This window comes from Sphingomonas sp. RB1R13 (assembly GCF_036663775.1).
Classification (GTDB): domain Bacteria; phylum Pseudomonadota; class Alphaproteobacteria; order Sphingomonadales; family Sphingomonadaceae; genus Sphingomicrobium.
Genome location: NZ_JAXOJM010000001.1, coordinates 1,072,434 through 1,088,981 on the forward strand (window position 1 = coordinate 1,072,434; position 16,548 = coordinate 1,088,981).

13 protein-coding genes are annotated in these 16,548 nt (G+C 58.1%); 4 read left to right on the forward strand and 9 right to left on the reverse strand.

Going from position 1 to position 16,548, the window contains the following annotated elements; translation table 11 throughout:
• Positions 1–5 precede the first annotated feature (5 nt).
• Entirely contained in the window at positions 6–1,469 is a 1,464-nt protein-coding gene (locus tag U1700_RS05115) for an OprO/OprP family phosphate-selective porin (protein ID WP_332750714.1), read from the forward strand.
• Between the two features lie 157 nt (positions 1,470–1,626).
• On the opposite strand, the gene U1700_RS05120 is transcribed toward U1700_RS05115, so the two are convergent.
• Positions 1,627–3,711, reverse strand: a complete 2,085-nt coding sequence (locus U1700_RS05120; protein ID WP_332750715.1) for a TonB-dependent receptor — start codon at positions 3,709–3,711, stop codon at positions 1,627–1,629.
• 236 nt (positions 3,712–3,947) lie between these two features.
• Here U1700_RS05120 and nikR point away from each other — a divergent pair, with 236 nt between their 5' ends.
• Entirely contained in the window at positions 3,948–4,421 is a 474-nt protein-coding gene (gene nikR, locus U1700_RS05125) for a nickel-responsive transcriptional regulator NikR (RefSeq protein WP_332750716.1), read from the forward strand.
• A gap of 329 nt (positions 4,422–4,750) precedes the next feature.
• Here the strand turns inward: nikR and U1700_RS05130 are convergent, their stop codons facing one another.
• Positions 4,751–6,229: a TM0106 family RecB-like putative nuclease gene (locus tag U1700_RS05130; RefSeq protein ID WP_332750718.1), complete on the reverse strand. Its 1,479-nt coding sequence runs from the start codon at positions 6,227–6,229 to the stop codon at positions 4,751–4,753.
• Between the two features lie 173 nt (positions 6,230–6,402).
• Complete coding sequence (locus U1700_RS05135; protein ID WP_332750720.1) at positions 6,403–7,587, reverse strand: hypothetical protein; 1,185 nt, start codon at positions 7,585–7,587, stop codon at positions 6,403–6,405.
• Between the two features lie 78 nt (positions 7,588–7,665).
• On the opposite strand from U1700_RS05135, the gene U1700_RS15585 reads away from it, so the two are divergent.
• Complete coding sequence (locus U1700_RS15585; protein ID WP_443025878.1) at positions 7,666–8,010, forward strand: DUF6626 family protein; 345 nt, start codon at positions 7,666–7,668, stop codon at positions 8,008–8,010.
• Between the two features lie 170 nt (positions 8,011–8,180).
• Here U1700_RS15585 and U1700_RS05140 read toward each other — a convergent pair whose 3' ends face one another.
• The 3 genes from U1700_RS05140 to U1700_RS05150 form a co-directional block, all read right to left on the reverse strand.
• Positions 8,181–8,645: a DUF6641 family protein gene (locus U1700_RS05140; protein WP_332750722.1), complete on the reverse strand. Its 465-nt coding sequence runs from the start codon at positions 8,643–8,645 to the stop codon at positions 8,181–8,183.
• 84 nt (positions 8,646–8,729) lie between these two features.
• Positions 8,730–10,010: a hypothetical protein gene (locus tag U1700_RS05145; protein ID WP_332750724.1), complete on the reverse strand. Its 1,281-nt coding sequence runs from the start codon at positions 10,008–10,010 to the stop codon at positions 8,730–8,732.
• Positions 10,011–10,063: 53 nt separating this feature from the next.
• The gene (locus tag U1700_RS05150) at positions 10,064–11,938 is read right to left on the reverse strand and encodes a hypothetical protein (protein ID WP_332750726.1); all 1,875 of its coding nucleotides are present in this window, start codon (positions 11,936–11,938) and stop codon (positions 10,064–10,066) included.
• Between the two features lie 530 nt (positions 11,939–12,468).
• On the opposite strand from U1700_RS05150, the gene U1700_RS05155 reads away from it, so the two are divergent.
• Positions 12,469–13,023, forward strand: a complete 555-nt coding sequence (locus tag U1700_RS05155; RefSeq protein ID WP_332750727.1) for a recombinase family protein — start codon at positions 12,469–12,471, stop codon at positions 13,021–13,023.
• 368 nt (positions 13,024–13,391) lie between these two features.
• On the opposite strand, the gene U1700_RS05160 is transcribed toward U1700_RS05155, so the two are convergent.
• From U1700_RS05160 to U1700_RS05170, 3 genes are all read right to left on the reverse strand, one after another.
• Positions 13,392–14,426, reverse strand: coding sequence for a serine/threonine-protein kinase (locus U1700_RS05160; protein ID WP_332750729.1), 1,035 nt, complete (start codon positions 14,424–14,426; stop codon positions 13,392–13,394).
• Positions 14,426–14,899, reverse strand: coding sequence for a hypothetical protein (locus U1700_RS05165; protein ID WP_332750731.1), 474 nt, complete (start codon positions 14,897–14,899; stop codon positions 14,426–14,428). Before U1700_RS05165 ends, U1700_RS05160 begins: the two co-directional genes overlap by 1 nt.
• 204 nt (positions 14,900–15,103) lie before the next feature.
• Positions 15,104–16,384 carry a tyrosine-type recombinase/integrase gene (locus tag U1700_RS05170; protein WP_332750732.1) on the reverse strand — a complete coding sequence of 427 codons (1,281 nt, stop codon included), beginning with the start codon at positions 16,382–16,384 and terminating at the stop codon, positions 15,104–15,106.
• Positions 16,385–16,548 lie beyond the last annotated feature (164 nt).

Here is a 16,548-nt window from a genome sequence, read left to right on the forward strand (position 1 = left end):
ACCAAATGCGAAACCTGCTGCTCGCGGGGGCGTCACTGCTTGCCTTCGCCGCTCCGCTCCATGCCCAGAATACGCCTCCTTCGACACCGGTCGAGGAGACGCCGATCGACACTCGGGTGCCGGATGACAGCGCGCCGCTGATCGCGGCCGTTCCGGCGCCAACGGGTGATCCGGTGCTCGACCGGCTCAATGCGCTCGACGCGCGGGTGCGGCAGCTCGAGGCGCGCAACGCCCAGCTCGAGGAACAGGCGGCGCTCAACCAGACGCGTCTCCAGTCGGTCGAGGTCCGATCGTCGAAGGCGGTCCAGTTCGGTTGGGTCCCGACCATCTCCGAGCCAACCGGGGCCTTCACGTTCAAGCCGCGCGGCGTGGTCGACGTCGATGCGGCCGCCTTCCATGAGCGCCGCGGCGGCTATGACTATAATAATGGCACGGCATTCCGACGCGCCCGTCTCGGGGTCGAGGGCACTGCCTTCAATGCGTTCAACTACCGCTTCGAGATCGACTTTGCCGGGAATGTCGTCGGCATTACCGACGCCTATCTTCAGTACACGAAGCTGCACAAGTTCCTGATCACGCTTGGCCAGCACAAGGCGCCGTTCGGGCTCGAGTCTAACAACAGCGACAATTACAATGTGTTCCTGGAACGCGGCATGTTCACCAACGCCTTCGGCAATGCCGGCGCCGAGCGCCGTATCGGTCTGTCCGCCACCTGGACGCCGCGAGAGACGATCAACGTCTCCGCCGGCGTGTTCGGTGACAATGAAAGCGTCACCCGCTCGACCGGCACCGTCGTCACCAACACGCCAAGCGAAAGTCGCGGCATCAATGCTCGCGCGACGTGGGAGCCAATCTTCGACACTGGCAAAGTCGTCCACCTCGGCCTTGCAGGATATTATCGCACCAACCTCAAGGTCGGCGACGTTGCCGAGGCGGTCCGTCTGACCGACCGCCCCAACGTTCGCGTGGACAACGGCAATATCTCGGACAGCGGGGTCATCACGGGCGTTCATTCGCTGCGCTATGCTGGCGCCGAAGCGGCGGTAGTGCATGGCCCGCTGACCCTAGCGGGCGAAGTGGGTCGTCTGTGGCTCGACCGGCCACTCGGCGATCGGCACTTCACCGGCTTCTACGGTTATGCCGCTTATGCCCTGACCGGCGAGACGCGGGGCTTCAAGGGCGGTAACTTCGACCGCCTGCGTCCGTTCCACGAGCTCGGCAAGGACGGCCTGGGAGCATTCGAAGTGGCGTTGCGCTACGACCAGCTCGATCTCGGCTCCACCCCGATCCTCGCTCGCGCTGGTAACGAGGCAAAGAGCGTCACGCTGGGTCTCAACTGGTATTTCAACCCGTTCGCCAAACTAATGGTCAACCTGATCCACTTTAGCGGCGACAACACGCCGCTCGACCCGATTGGCGCTAAGACGAAGGGGGATGCACTCGCGACGCGGCTTCACCTCGACTTCTAGGTAAGTTGCTATTGCTTCCTGGGTGCTTGCGGCGTCCGCAGCCGGTGGTGATCCGACGAAAATGACAAAAACGCTTTGATCGCTGTTGGTGGACAATGGAAAGGTCTGGTGACTCTGTTTTAATAGGGCGGCTCTTCAACATTAGGGACTAGTCAATTTAAAAACGCGCGTTGAGCGTCACGCGCGCCGACCGAGATTCGATAGGATGGAAATGAATGTCATTTTGTCCGTCGGGCCCTTCGTTCGGTAAGCGCGACTGGTAATAATAATCGATCGCCGAGCTTTTCGAATTGAGCAAGTTGAATGCCTCCAGCTCGACCGTGAGGTCAGGCTGGATTTTGTAGCCCATGCGACCGTTGAGCGTCGTCGTCGACTTCGATCGAACGCTATTATCCTCGATCAGCGGGCGCGGGCCGAAATATCGAAATTGCAAGGCGCCGAAATAGGGCCCGAGATTATCAACCGCTGCGGCCAGTGACGCGACCCCTTCCACGGCGCCGGGAATACGACGACCCGCCGGGTCGATGTCGCGGAACCGCGCCCTGGCGTAAGCAATGTCGGCATCGATCGTCAGCCAGTCCGTTGGCTTGTAATAGTTCGAGACTTCAAATCCCACGCGCCTGCTCGGGCGACCTGCGGACGTGGTGCCAGCATCGCCTTCGAAGATGAGCTCGGAGTCAAAGTCGAGCCCATAGACGGACAGCGTGCTTTGCAGCCGAGAAAGGATTTCCGTCCGGATGCCGGCTTCTGCGCCCTTTGCGCGGACCAGACCCGGCACGCGGTCGGCCGGGTCGCCCGACTTTGGGTCGATCGCAATCACCGTTCCGCGCGCGTCATTGCTGTGAAAGCCGGTGCCGGCGTTCAGGTAAAATTCGGTCTTGGCCCAGGGACCGAAGATCAGGCTTAGCTTGGGACTCACGAGCGAGGCATGCGTTTTGCCGGAGTTCGCGTCGAGGGAGCTGTGGACGTTGAACTTATAATAGTCCTCGCGGAGCCCGACCACGGTCCGAAATTTTTCAGCCCAGCGGGTCGTGTTCTCGACGTAGATGCCGACACTGGTTTCCTTGATCCGGTCTCGGCGCGTTTCGGAAATTTCCTGCCTTGCCTTTGTATTGAGCAAGCCGTTGCGAATGGCGTCACGCTGGACCTGGATGCCGACGGTGGTTTCGGACGGGCGTCCGAACAGGCTCCCCTTCCACGCGTGACTGGCGTTGACCGTCATGTCGGTGCGATTGTCGGGCTGCGCGAACTGATCGCCGTTGACCGGATCATCAAGGAAGTAGGTGAAATTCGAGTAGATGCGGAGCCGGTTGTTGATGATGTAGGCGTTGACTTTGGTTGTCGTGCTCTCGGTGTTTTGATGCCACGCAGCCGACAGGCTGTAGCGATGGACCTTGCCGCCGTCGGTCGGATCGATTGAGCTGAACCGGTTGAGCGTCCCGTCGTCGACCGCTCGTTTGGGGATCTGATCGGTCGCATTGTAGGTCGCGTTATAGGCCATGGCGGTGAGGTTGAAGCCCGCCGCATCGGTCCCCCGCGAATAGCGCAGGACGCCGTTGATCTTGCGAAAATTATCGCCCCTGGTGAAGGGCCCATCGTTGTGGAACAGTTCAAGGGCGTAGAGCAGCTTGCCGCCCGGCACGGTCGTCGAGCCGGCCACCAGTCCGCGGCGATAGCCATTTTCGCCGACCCCCAGGCTGACCAGCGTCTTGGGCAAGGTGTCGACGTAATGGACGCTGACCGAGCCCGCGGCCGCAAAGTCCCCGTCTTCGGCTGAATAGGGTCCTTTGCGATAGTCCAGGGTGCCGGCGAGTTCGGGAATGAGCCAATTGACGTCGGACCAGCCCTGGCCGTGACTATGGCTTCGCTGATTGACCAGCATTCCGTCGATCGTGGTGCGCAGGTCGGTGCCATGATCGAGGTTGAAGCCACGCAGGTAAAACTGGTTGGCCTTGCCCTCACCGCTGTGCTGGCTGACGATCAAGCCGGGGGTGACCTCCAGCAGCTCACCGGGTCGATAGACGGTTCTTGCGGCCAGCTGCTTGCCCGTGACAACGCCCGCGTTCGCACTGTCGGCGATGCCGAGCTGGCTGATGCGTGACCCGGTGACGATGATCGCCGCCGGCTGGCCAGAGGTCGAGCGCTCGGCCAGCTCGACATTGGGTGGTGGGGGTGGGGTCGTCCGAGACAGGGCAGGAGCCGTCACAGCGGTAAGCGACAAGAGCCAGGCATGGTTGGTCATCGACGTCCCCTTTGATGCGGCCGCCGCACGATGCCGTTACCACGAACGCCCTACGCGCCAGATCCAGTCATGGACGCGTCAATGCGTAACTTTCTTATAGATGTTATGAAATTGAAACGATGGTGCCGCCCGCACGCGTGGCAGGTTCGCTACGCCCGGTTTGCTGTAGCCCACGGGTGGCGGGGCAAGTATGAAATGGCGAATATATCTTGTTCGCCAGTGAGGTTTCGAAGGACATGCAACGCATCACCATATCGCTCGACGATCCCCTGGCCGGGGCGCTTGATGGTTTTCTGGAGGCAACGGGTTATCGCAGCCGCTCCGAAGGCGTGCGGGACATTGTTCGCGACGCGATGGGGCGACACAATAATGACGTGGTTGCGCACCAGCACAGCGTCGCCAGCCTGTCGTACATTTACGACCGCCGGGTGCGCCGGTTAGCGAGCCGCCTGTCCGAAATGCAGCATGCCCATCATGATCTCATCGCTTCGGCCACATCGTTCCCGCTAGATCATAGCAGCAGCCTGGAAAGCGTGATGCTCAAGGGCCCGACCAAGGCGCTGCGAGAGTTTGCCGATAGCGTGCAGGCCGAACGGGGCGTTCGATCATTGCTGCTCAACTTGATCGGAGTCGATCCCGGCGACCGGCACGAGCATGTTCATGATCACGAACATACGGGCCATGCGCATCTTTCGCCGACTATCTCGTAAGCGGCGGCAAATTCCAGTATTACAATGGAACTTCCTCGTTTTTCGGCCTGAGGCAAAAGAGTGCTATTGGGGCGACAGCAGAAGTTAACTTTATCACACCGAAAACGACACGCGCGCACTTATGGCGTGTCGCAACAACCTCCCGGGTGCTTTCCTTCGTTCTTGGCCCTGCACGACGCTCATTGACGCCCGGGCGGGCGGGCCAAGCGCGACCGTGCGAGAGGCGTGTGCACCTATCATCATCGGCGCTAAATATCCGAAACAGGAGGTAACATGAGATATCAAGAAGTACTCGAAGCTGCCGCAGCGCTGCGCCAGGATAGGATCGATCAGACTAGCGCCCTAATGCCCGCCAAAACCACCGCCGTGGCGCGGCAATCATCTTCGTTGTAATCGAGAATCCGCTGCTTAATGGCATCATCGCCGGTTTCCAGCCATCGTTGATACCACTCGATCGACGCCGCCCCGCTCGGATCGGTGTCGCGCCAGGCAAAGCCGAGATATTTGGCCAGCGTCTTGATCGAATGATCGTATGTCGGCCATTCCGTCGCGCGGAAAACGACATCGTAATATAGGTCGGTTGACCTCGGCGGGGTGAAGAGCGCCTCAATCACGCCGGCATCGCATACGCCGGGATGTTTCTGGCATAGTTTGCGATACATCGTGCGCTCGTATTTCGAATAAAAATACACGGCGGCGTCCGGCCGGTCCCCAAGCCAATTCACGGCCCCGGCAAATGCCTCCCTCTCCGCCTCCATCGAGGTGCCGTCAGCGAAAAAGGCCGTAAAGTTGTCCGTGGCGGGATTTCCGCCGTGCCGCTCGACGAAGCCATGGAGATAAACGATGTCGTTCATCGGATCCGCTTCGATGTCGAAGAAGACCTCAGTTTCGGTTGAAGGCAGCACGACTACCTCGCGCAAAAAAGGCTTTGCATCGGGGTCCGATAGGAGTCGGGCGCGTTGATGAAATAGCCGCATCCGGTCGATGCCCAGCTTCGGAAAGATCGTCTTTTTGCCGCTGACATATCCCTCAGGATTGCACCCGGCGAAATCCGCAACACACGAGATCTCATCAACCATCCCGTCGCGGATTGCGCGGCCCAACTGCGGGATTAATGACAAGTCGCCGGCGGCAATCATCTCGCCCCGGCAATGGCTGTGCCAATGACATAGTTTGCAAATCGAGGCGAGGGCGCCACGGGTTACATGCGCACCGTCGCATGTCGTACGAACCTTCGCCAACGCATCAAGGTAGAAGTCCCACCATGTCTCCTCGGTCCGGGTGTGCCGTGGGCGATCAAGGTCGTAGGTAACATGGCGGCCCTTGACGTCCCAGATTTCCGCGACATGCCCGGCTCCGAAGCCCAGTCTGTTTAGGACGTCCGCGTAAAGTGCGACCTGGACGGCGTAATGCGGCTTTAACTTGCCATCGTCCTCATCTTCATCACCGCCGGTTTCGCCACGACCCGACTTGATGTCGGCGGCGATGTAATGGCCATCGCGCCTGATGAGCAGATCGGGTTCGCCGAGTAAGTCATCAGCGGTGATGCGGCCCCCGTATATAAGCGTGGCCCCCTCACGCATTGCCGCAAGCGTTCGGTCGATGCGCTCACTCGGCGAGAGATCACGAAGTGCGACGACGCCTTCACCGAGGTCACCGATCACCTGCTGTTCGTACGACGAGCCACGATCCCATAGCAGCTGAACGAACGGATTGACTTCGTCCCGCTTCGACGGATCGCCGAACCGATCTAGGTGTACTCGATGCGGACATGCGACGTGGGCGTATAATTCCGCCGCTGTGATCATGTTCGTCCCCATGGACCGATACTAGCGCGCCAACCCGGCGTGGCCAGTGGCTTCAGCGGACTTAAGAATGCGTGCGGGCACTGATTTGTCGGCCGCGCTCATCGTAAGTGTAGATATACCGGCCACGCCGGACGCTTAGGGTTGTACCTGTGTATCCGTGGAGTTCACCGGATCTAACGAAGATCGGTGAACCCCGCTCGTTGTAAACCTGCACCATGCTGCCTCGGTTTACGGCTGTCGAAATTGCCATGCGCACCCCCTGTGATCACCGCTAGTTCGGGACCTAGCGCTCCCGATAGGCCGACCGTACACCCGATGACGGGACTGTCATCCGCGCAGGCGCCGTGCGGATCGGTGGTTTCAAGCTCATTGCCAAACGACCTGTCCACCGAATCTGTTGACGGGCAACCAGTTGGCATCATGTTACGGTTCTTAATACCAGCATCCTTACCAATCATGGGGGAAGCCACAGCTGATTGGGTAAGTGGACCCAGCGGACCGATTGAGAAGCGAAGAGCTTGAAAGCCACCTCGTCTCCGAGAAAGCCACACCCCGTAGGTGCTGATGTCTTCCTTCGACCACCACTTGCGGCCTTCGGACCGAACCTCCTTATACTGACGTTCGACCCGAAACTTGAGCGAATAGCGAACCACATCCTTGATATTTCGAGTGACATGGCGATTGGGATCGAACGGCTTGAGGTCGACCTGGTAAGGCGCGTCGAATGCCTTGCCCCGCAAGGCCTGTTTGATCTCGTCAAGCGAGACTGCCCCTGTCGCGACAATCGCGTGGAAGTGGGGCTGCCAGACTGTTCGACCTGTGCCGAAGAGCGGCCAGTTAAGTTCATCAAATGCGAGCTTTCGATTACGGCCAAACTCCTCTCGGTCGGTATCTGTCGAACAATCCATTTCCCACCAGCCTGTAAGCTGAACGTCGTTCCAGCGGGGGTCATGCCGTCGATAGCGCGCCACGATGTTGTTGAGCCTTGTTTTGGCGGCGCGGATTATACTGCTTACGTCATCGATGTCGGTAGTTACCGGCAGCAGGAGTGTTAGGAAGGCCAGGCCTTTGTTTGGAATTTCTGCGAATGTTTTCTGGATACTCTGAGCAGTCTCACGCGATCGGCGACGCAGAAAGCAGCGGGGGCATAGCGGCACGGCGCAGTAGCGCACGTTCTGCCATTCATCGAGCATGCCGCAGTCCAACATCCGGCTGTAGGGTGTCGACCCTGTCGGCAACGAATCCAGCACCTTCTGCCGCTGCTCTTCCATACCAAATGATAGCCACCGGATTTGCCGGCGTTCGGTAGCTGACATCTGCCGAACAATTGCGGCCCTAAGCTTCTGCATCTCGTTCATATCGCACCTCCAAATACGAGTTTTCTCGTATTTATGCCGCCGCCGTTGGGCCGCTCGGCACGCTAAATACTGGACCTAATGCGGAGGGCGACGATCGTGCTGAATGGATTATATGACGAGCTAAAGGAAATAGGCTGTGTTCGCAGCCACGGTGAATTTTCAACGCGGTTCCTGGGGCGCGGCCAGCGGCACTATGACTATCTGCGATGCACCAGATCGCCCGCAAGCATGGAGACCCTGACGTACCTGGCGGCAAGGCTCCGCGCTGTAGCAGTCGCGATGGACAGTGCAGGCACCTGGGACGCAGAAGCTAAATTGATTCAGGGGCTATGTGAGGCCGTTTGGCGAGAGGTCGCGCGACGTAATGCGGTAGTTCGCCTCCCTTCCGTGAACCCTTTACGGGCTCCTACGAAGCTATTTTAGAGCTAACGGAATTTTCCGACTTACGGGGCTCCGCAAAAAATACGACACAACAAATACAATGAGATAAAATAGCGGAATGTTCAGTCGCGCAGAATTGCATCCCAAGCGCGGTGGCATTGAGGGAATTATTTAAGGCGACCACCTAAAAGAAGGTGGTCGCCTAGTGCGCGTTAATCGGGCTTGGCCGCACCCTTCTTCGTCCGGCTAGCAAAGGCTGCTCGTCTTGCCTCAGAAGCAACGCGCAGTTGGTTATCAAGCTCGCCAGCGCTGACGGCATTGATAAGAGCTTCTGCAGCCGCCGGAACTTCAGCAATGCTTTGAAGGACAACAGCGTTAACGCCCTTGCCTAACTCCAGAGGCTTAGAACCGTACTTAATCTGGAAATACAAATTACCGTCTACGCCACGATACCAACCCCTTTTTACGTGCCGGGGAGCTTCGACTTCGATCGTGTCACCCGCTTCGTTTTTACGCCGCACAAAACGGGTCGGGGTGTACTGACCCCCGTCAGATTTTGCGGCTGCGAGCTGCTTCTGATCTTCCAGATAAGCGATAAGCTTGTCACGACCACGCTGTTGCGGATCTATCCCCACCGCCGGCGCGGCAGCGGCAAGCTTCAAAGATTTGAGCGACATTGACGATCTCCATTCCGGAGAATTCCGGTCACGGATCGATATGCTTGCCACATCAAAGAGCGACCGATGATTTTTAGTGTCGAGCTATTCACGCTCTGTGTTCAGCTCATTGTTTTCGGACTGAGCTTGAATCGAAATCAGAGCAGTCGCATGCTTCGGCTCTTCCAAAATCCGTTTGCAGTATCCTTTTGATGCGGCTTTCTCCAGAGCAACGCAGGAAGTATGCACTTCCGCGCTAAGCAGCCGCTGCGCATCCGCCCAAGCCATTTCCGAAGCCGCATTCGCCATATCGATGCCGATAAGGAGCATATTTAAGTTGTGATGGATCATTAGCGCGTACGACAGGCTGTCAAACGCGCTCTGAGCTGTATTCCCGTGTCCCTTTAAAACGTTTAGATCGCCCAGGGTCATACTGCGCCCAACGCCGCTGATGCTAATGGGCCAGCGAGTGTTCAAGCGCTTAGGATCGTACTGAAAAGGCGGTTGGAACACAGACATGGTCGGATTTTTGCCGGGCCTGAGCTCTGGGGCTCCAAAGGCACGCCCGTTCTTAACCATGAAAAATGGGGTACTGGTGTCGAAGCTGATCAAGAAATGCGAGTCGTTTAAGAACTTTCTCATTCCGCGCTGAATTGCCGACAAGGCGACGGCGGTAGTTAAGTCCGATTTACCTAAAATGTGGACACGATTTTGGCTGGGACCTAACAGATTCAGCTTCGCCATTTGCCGCAGGCGGACCACGAGATACTGGAAATCGCCCCGCATGGCTCCGCCAAAAGCCCAGCCGCCGCCTGGGAAATCCTTGACGGCGTCAAACCATTCGTTCGCTTCCTGCGCCGTGCGGCCCTGCAATGCATTCAAATATCGAACTTTTGAACCCGAGGGCCTATTTCGTGCGCAGTAGTCCAGATTGTCACGCGTGTCTTGAAGGGCGGCGGCGAAGTCCGGCCACGGACTGTGGGGACGGATTGCAGCAGTCGGGATATCGAGGGTAATCGCTTCGTCACAGTAGTTTTCGTGAAAGCGAAGCACCCACTCGCGCGTTTTATCTGCTCGCCATTTTTTGGCATCCCCGATGAATTGAAAGCCACCGCTGTCCGCCAAGACTGTAACCCCGGGGCGCTTACAGAAGGGGCCGAGCGGTGGGACAGCTCGATGGAGAAAGCTGCCAGGCGAAATCAAAAAGCGATCGACAAGAAAAAAAGGATTCGACGGATCCAAGAAATCAAGGTCGGTTGATTTGGAAAGCCATGGTAATGCGCGTGGAAGTCTAGCGATTATCCGATCGAAATGGCCCAGCTGGACAGCGCAAACGTAAACTGCGCGGGCTAAGTTTCCTTGGCCGGTGAAATCATAAAATGGCATATTTTGTCCGAACATTGAGGCCCGGCGGCTTGCGGGCCGCCGGGAACTTCACTTCAAGCCTGACGAACTTCCTCAAGAAGTTTGCGTTCGCGCGCGCCTTCAAAAAGTGTCGGAACTAGAACCGTTACTGTTGCAAAGGGCGTAGCAAGCTGCAGGCTCAGCAATCCGTTGGGATCAATTCCGATGACGCAGTTCTGCGAGCCTACCGACCCGGCAAATCTAATCGCCTTAGCAAAATCGTTTTGATGTACCTCTGTCGAAATTGTGCCTGTTCCTACTGCCGCAAAGTTTGTTGCAACCGAGGAACCGACCGACAGAGTTACCGCGCTGTGGCTCAGGGAGACCTTCACGGCCTTGCGTTTAATTCCGGCCGAGCCGGCCCATTTAATCAATTCGGCAGGCAAGCCTTCCGGGGTCCCTTCGAACTTGGCCGTAACGGCCGCCTGAAAACCCTTCTCCCTGAGCACCCAATAATCGCGGCCTGCCTTAGCGGGAATTCCGCCCCTTCGGTCCAGCCGGACACTAAAAGGCTTTTTGCCGCTCAGCTTACGAAATCGAAATGTTAGCTTCCCATCTCCACTCAACATTGGGGCCTCAACCAATTCTCGGTCTTCTTGGTTGGCCAGATTTTTGATAAGCCTTGTCGTCCCCGTGCCGTCCACGAAAAACATTGAGTCGTGCCACCCGTCCAAGCGGTATTCTTGCGCAAGCTCCACTTTTATTATGATGCTGACAGGCGTGCGCGAAGGGGCGATCGACATCGATCGGCCCGAGGCAAACAGGATCGTAGGGCAACTTTCCAGCATAGCTTGCCCGTCGTACGGCTCGTCAGATGGATCGACAGGCAGTGAGCTATCAGTACAGCCGAAAAACTCGATTGCTGTGCATATGATGCCCCACGCTTTTGCGTGCCCGTTGACGGGCTCTCCCGGGAGAAAAGGGATCAACTTGGCAAGAAGATCGTCTGACACCGCTAGTGGCAGAATTAGCAATTGACCGTTATCGCGGCTGCAGATGAGGCTAACTTGCGGCTCAGTCGCGGAAATAACGGTTTTGGTTGTAACGGGAATTCCTACGGAAAGAATTCGCGAGCGGAAAAGTGCCGAGTCTAAAACAGTCAGCGCCGGCCCGCCCGCTGAGGAAACGTTATTTGATGGCTTCGTTTCACCAGATTGGGCAACGTAGCCAACGCCGGTCAAATCATTCGAACGGTCATCACCGCAGCCGATGTCAACATTAGCACCGACTTTATTTTGGTCGTCGTAGTCTTTGTCATCGGGATCATCATCCTCGCCGTCGTCGCGGTTGAGGTCAGCGCCGTCGTCATCCACCTTGGGATCATTTGCCGGTTCGGCGCTGTGAGGGTCGTTTGACCCAACCCCTTCTTCATCGTCGTCGTCCGGTTCGTCCGCGGCACCAACGTTCAGGAATATGTCGGCATATTTTACCCACCCACCTTCAGACTCGATGAACTCTGCGATGTCTTCGGCAGTCGTCTCTCCCAACTCGAAAGAACAATCTTCGAAGTCGTTATCGATTGCTTCCAGAACTCGACCAACCGTCTTGACACGGCCGTAGGCAGTATTTCGCTCGGCACCGTCCGCAAGGTTCCTAGGATTCAAGTCGAGGAAGAGAATCGCCGCCTTCCGCCAGTCGTTCATCCGGCTTTTAATCCCGGCAGCACTGTACTCCTCCACGAGAGCAGCCCCTGAGGCGCCTCCGTGCGCCGTCACCATGAAAAAGAAGGCAATAATTGTTAGAAGTCGTTCCCGCCGGCTTATGCTCACGGCCCTGTCGGCCGAAAAATACTGTGCCCGCAGTCGCACAAGTTGCGCCCGCTCTCTTTCGGAGAAGAGTTGTTCGGTCGAAGCAGGGGAGTTCTTTGTGTGATCATCACACAAAACTGAAGCGATAATGGGAGTCGACATGATTTAACGCCTTGGTACAAAGGCGATAAGGGTGGCCCAGGCACGAGAGAGCACCACCGCTTTCGCAGTTGGCGCCCGATCCAGACGGGACGATAGAGCGGAGAGCTGACTAGCCTCCTCCGCAGGGGGCGCTAAACGCCTCAGGACCAAACGTGCCGCGCAATAGGTCGCTAGGCGACCGGCGGCAAAATAGGGCCTGCTCCCTAACGTGCGTTCCAACGTCGACGCGCGCTTCTGGATTTTTGCGCAATAGTCGGGGCTTTGCATCGTCGCAAGTGATTCGTCGCTCGCGTCGATTTCGGTGCGTCGCTACCTTCGCAGCGGCCATATGCAGCTAATTATTGCGGCGGTGGGCCGGCTCAGTGCGGCGCTGCGCAAGGACGTTCGGAAGACGAACAGCTGCCGTCGCTTTAAGGTATACTTGCATAAGATGGGCACGGCAGACGCTTTGCGCGTCTCCTTTAGGTTGACGCAGGGTCAATAAGACACATCGTAGCCATGGTCTCGAGGCAAATAAGACAGGAGGCCAAGTGATCGTAGGTTACGCCAGGGTTAGCAGCTTAGGCCAAAGCTTGGAGGTTCAAGAGGAGCTGCTCAGGGCAGCGGGTTGCAACAAGCTTTTTTCAGAGAAGCAGAGTGGCGCGTCCACCCGAGGCCGTGCAGCATTGGCTGCGGCAATGGATTTCGTCCGTGAGGGCGACACGTTGGTGGTAACGCGGTTGGATCGGCTGGCCCGATCTGTTGTGGACCTTCATCAGCTTATCGAGCGGCTAGCGGAAAAAGGCTGCGGCCTGCGGGTTACGCAGCAGGCGGGCATCGACACTACCACGAGTACTGGCAAGCTCACCCTGGCAGTACTTGCGGCCGTTGCCGAGTTCGAAACAGAGATACGCAAGGAACGCCAGCGCGACGGGATTGCTAAGGCCAAGGAGAAAGGGATCTACAAAGGCCGGAGGCCCGAGATCGATGCGACGCGAGTAAGGGAGTTGCACGCCTCAGGAGCGCGCCCCGTTGATATCGCGCGGCAGCTGAACATCGGCCGCGCGAGCGTTTACCGTTATCTTCAAGTCAGCGGCCAAAATTGACTGGTATGCCATCGTCGGCACTTCTATCGGCCCGCGTTCGCGCTTGATCGAACGATGATCCACCACGCAGTTTGACCGAACACTTGACAGCGGCCCATATATGATTCACGTTTTGTTCACCGTCCATCGATAGTTAGTGACGATGCCCCCATGAGCCGTAACTCGCCCAACCTGACGCTAAGCCTGCCCCGATGTGGCAACTGCGGTCGTTACTGGCGACCGAAGCAGGGCGTGGTCGCGTCAAGAAGCTGCTGCTCAAAGTGCGCAAAGCAACGTCGTGCTGCCGCCACCGAAAGGTTCGATCTAACTCCCATCCCAGCTGGCGGCCTCGGTGGAGCCTATTTGCTACCTCGCGCCCTCCGGGACCACTAAGCCCCGAGGAACCTCTCTAAACCGGCGATGGCCTCTTTAGCGGAAACGGCGCCACCAGATCCGCCCAGCGTCTTCTTGCGTCCGCTTGCACCGCAAAGTGGCTCGCTCCAGGCAATCCACTCGTTTTTACGGGGTACGCGTTTCCACTCGACTACGTTCAACCGCTTACCCGAATTTGCTTCCCAGCGTACCTGATCGGGAGCGACCGTCGCCAGCCAGGCAGGAGCTATCGGCAAGCTGCTGATCGCGCCGAGCGCCTGATCGGCCGTTTGATAGCGCTTGCTCGTGTCATCTTCCATCAGTTGCCGGATCACGCGCCGCCACCGCTTCGGCACATGAGGCAGCCAGTTAAGTCCGTCGGCGAACCCGCCATAAGGGATGAGGTCCTTTGGGCTTGGTGCCTCTTCGTACCATTGTTTGCCGTGCAGGAGACGGTAGAGCGTGGCGCCGATCGCCCAAATGTCGGTTTTCACGCTCGTCCCGCGGCCATGCCAAAACTCATAAGCAAGGTGATCGTAGTATCCGGCACCGGAGGCGTACCCAAACGCAAGGTCGTCGGTAACGAGGCCGAAGTCGCCAATCAGGGCATTGCCACGAGCGTCCAGAAGGATGTTGGCGGGTTTGATGTCTCGGTGGATCATTCCGCGAGCGTGGAGAGCAGACAGGCCAATCAAGATATCCGTGCCGATCTTCCGCACCGCTGGTGTTGGCAGGGGGGCTCGCTCGTATGGTCCCTGTAAGGAGCCGCCAGGGCAAAATGCCATGCAGATCAGAACGCTCTCATTGTCTTCGGCCGCAACGATGTGGTGGACCTTCACAACGTGGTCGTGCGCCGCCCGGGATAGGTTCTGCGCTTCCGCTAGAAACGCCGCCTTCCACGCGTCCCACTTGCCGTCGGTCCACTCGACCTTGCGGCTTAGCTTCTTGACGGCGACTTGTCCGTGCGCATCGTCTTGTCCGAGGTAAACCTCCCCGAAGGCGCCTCCGCCCAGCTTCTTGCCGACTTGCAGACCAGAGAGGAGGTTAGTCATCAGCCGTTTCTCGCGGCGATCAGGATCATAGCCGCCTCACGGCTATTCTTTCGCAGCCGCCCGCCCGTGGTCTTTTCGTCCCAAAAGTCGTCGTCTTGGAGGTACTCGTCCATCTTTCGGTCACCGTAAGTCCGGCTAATGAGCGCCTTGGCAATCGTTCGGACAGACGCCACAGAAGCAGAGGCGGCGATGATGACACCCCGGAGCTCCGCGCTGGTCATGTGGCCGAGTTTGGTCGAACCCATGGTAAGGGCGCTGGCCTTCACCACGACCTTCGCCACCCCATTCTCCTTAAGGAAGTTGGTGCACCGCCGGTACATGACATCATAAGCTTCTGCTCGGTCACCCTTTTGAAGCTTCCAAGTGTCGTCGGCGATAACAGTCACTGGCGCGTCGGCATCGCCCGGCACTTCGGCATCAACAACCGTTACCGCGTCGCCAACAACGACGAAGCCCACGCAACGCTCAGGCATTCGGAACCCCTTTTTTTGAGTGACCTTGTTACACGGACGCTTCCGGCGGGGAAAGCGTCGTCGACCGTCGACAACTAAAGGGGAGAATGCGTGCCCTCTAAGCCCTGCGCCACGCCCAACGGCATCGCAAGTGTGGCGGCCTGCATCTCGGTGTGGTAAGCGCCTGACAGCCGTCAGGCAGCTATCGGCTAACTCGCGCCAGTATCACTTTCCCCACCGTGGTCGAAGCTGATCCCGAAGCTGCTCCACCGAAACCTGACCATAGAATTTGTCGATCATGTCCGGCGAGGTGCCGCAGTTCCGCGCAAGCGCGAACACGTCAACGCCTGCGATAAGCTGCTGACTGATGTAAAAATGCCGAAAGCTGTAGCTGTCTCGCGCTCGGCCGCGGTGATCAACTTTCAACTTCGCGGCATCGAGCAACGTCGTCAGGCTCTTGTTGAGCGAAGTTAGCCGCTTGCCGCTATGCGCAGCGAACACCGGGTGGTCATCATTGGGCTCAGCATCCTCATGCCCAGCTTTCCACATGCGCCAGAGCCGATCGAACTCCGGAAGAGCGCCCTCAAGTGGAATAAACTCGCGAAACTTGCCTTTGCCGCGGGCTCGAATGCGTATGTCGCGGTCACCAACGCGCTCGCCCAGGCCGTCCCGATAGCGAAGCACGTCGCCCCAGTTGAGATTCCGCATCTCCGTCGGCCTCATTCCGGTCGTCGCGGCGATCGTGATGTACGCGAAGAGCACCTGACGATCACGGCGAATTTCCGCATTGACTGTTTTGTCGTCCATCCGCTTTTGGGCCAGCTTCAGCAGCTTATTCATCTCGCTGATGGAAAAGCTAGGGCGAGGTGAGGGTGGCACGCGGGGCGTCATGACGTCGGGGATTTGGGCGTGGTTGATATAGCCCCATTTTGCCGCTTGCCGAAAAACTTGGCGCAGAACGACGGCCTCCCCGCGCTGACTGCTTAAGCTGTTGGCTCGACGCATGTCGGTTGCTGGCCGGCGAAGCTTCTTCCCGCCACGCTCGTACTCGATGTGGGTCTGCTCGACGCCCGGTCCCTCGGTCCAATACGTTTTTCGCCATTCCTGGTATCGGCCGATGTCGGCATCTCCGACCGCATCGATGGGCTTCTTGCCGAAGAAAGGGATGAAGAACCGGCGAACTAACGACCCGATCCGCCGATCGAGGCCGATCCGACGCTCGCCACGCGCAACTTCGCGAACCTGCTGCTCGATAAACTCCTCGGCCACTTGCTCAAACGTGCGCTGAACGGCGCGTAAGCCATGCTCAGAGCGGTAAGTGGCATCACGCCACAGCTTGTCCGCTTTTCGTCGCGCATCAGCTTCGTCGGCGGTCCCGAGGCTTTTCCGGACCTGGCCTTCGCCGCGGATGCTGAAGCGCACGGACCAATTTGATGATCCTAAACGCTGGAAAAGCTGAAATTTATTTTCGTCCGAGTCGGGCAATCGTCCTCCCTTGCCGATCATAGCGCGCAGCGATGCGCGGAGTGCGCTAGCTGTGCTAGGTCTGTGCTAGATTGTCCCTTCGGCGACACGCCCGTTTTGCGCAGGTCATTGAGATCCTTGGAAGCACAAATTTGACTGTGCTAGCACTGTGCTAACGTACGCTAGCGCAATGCTCTTCGCAACCA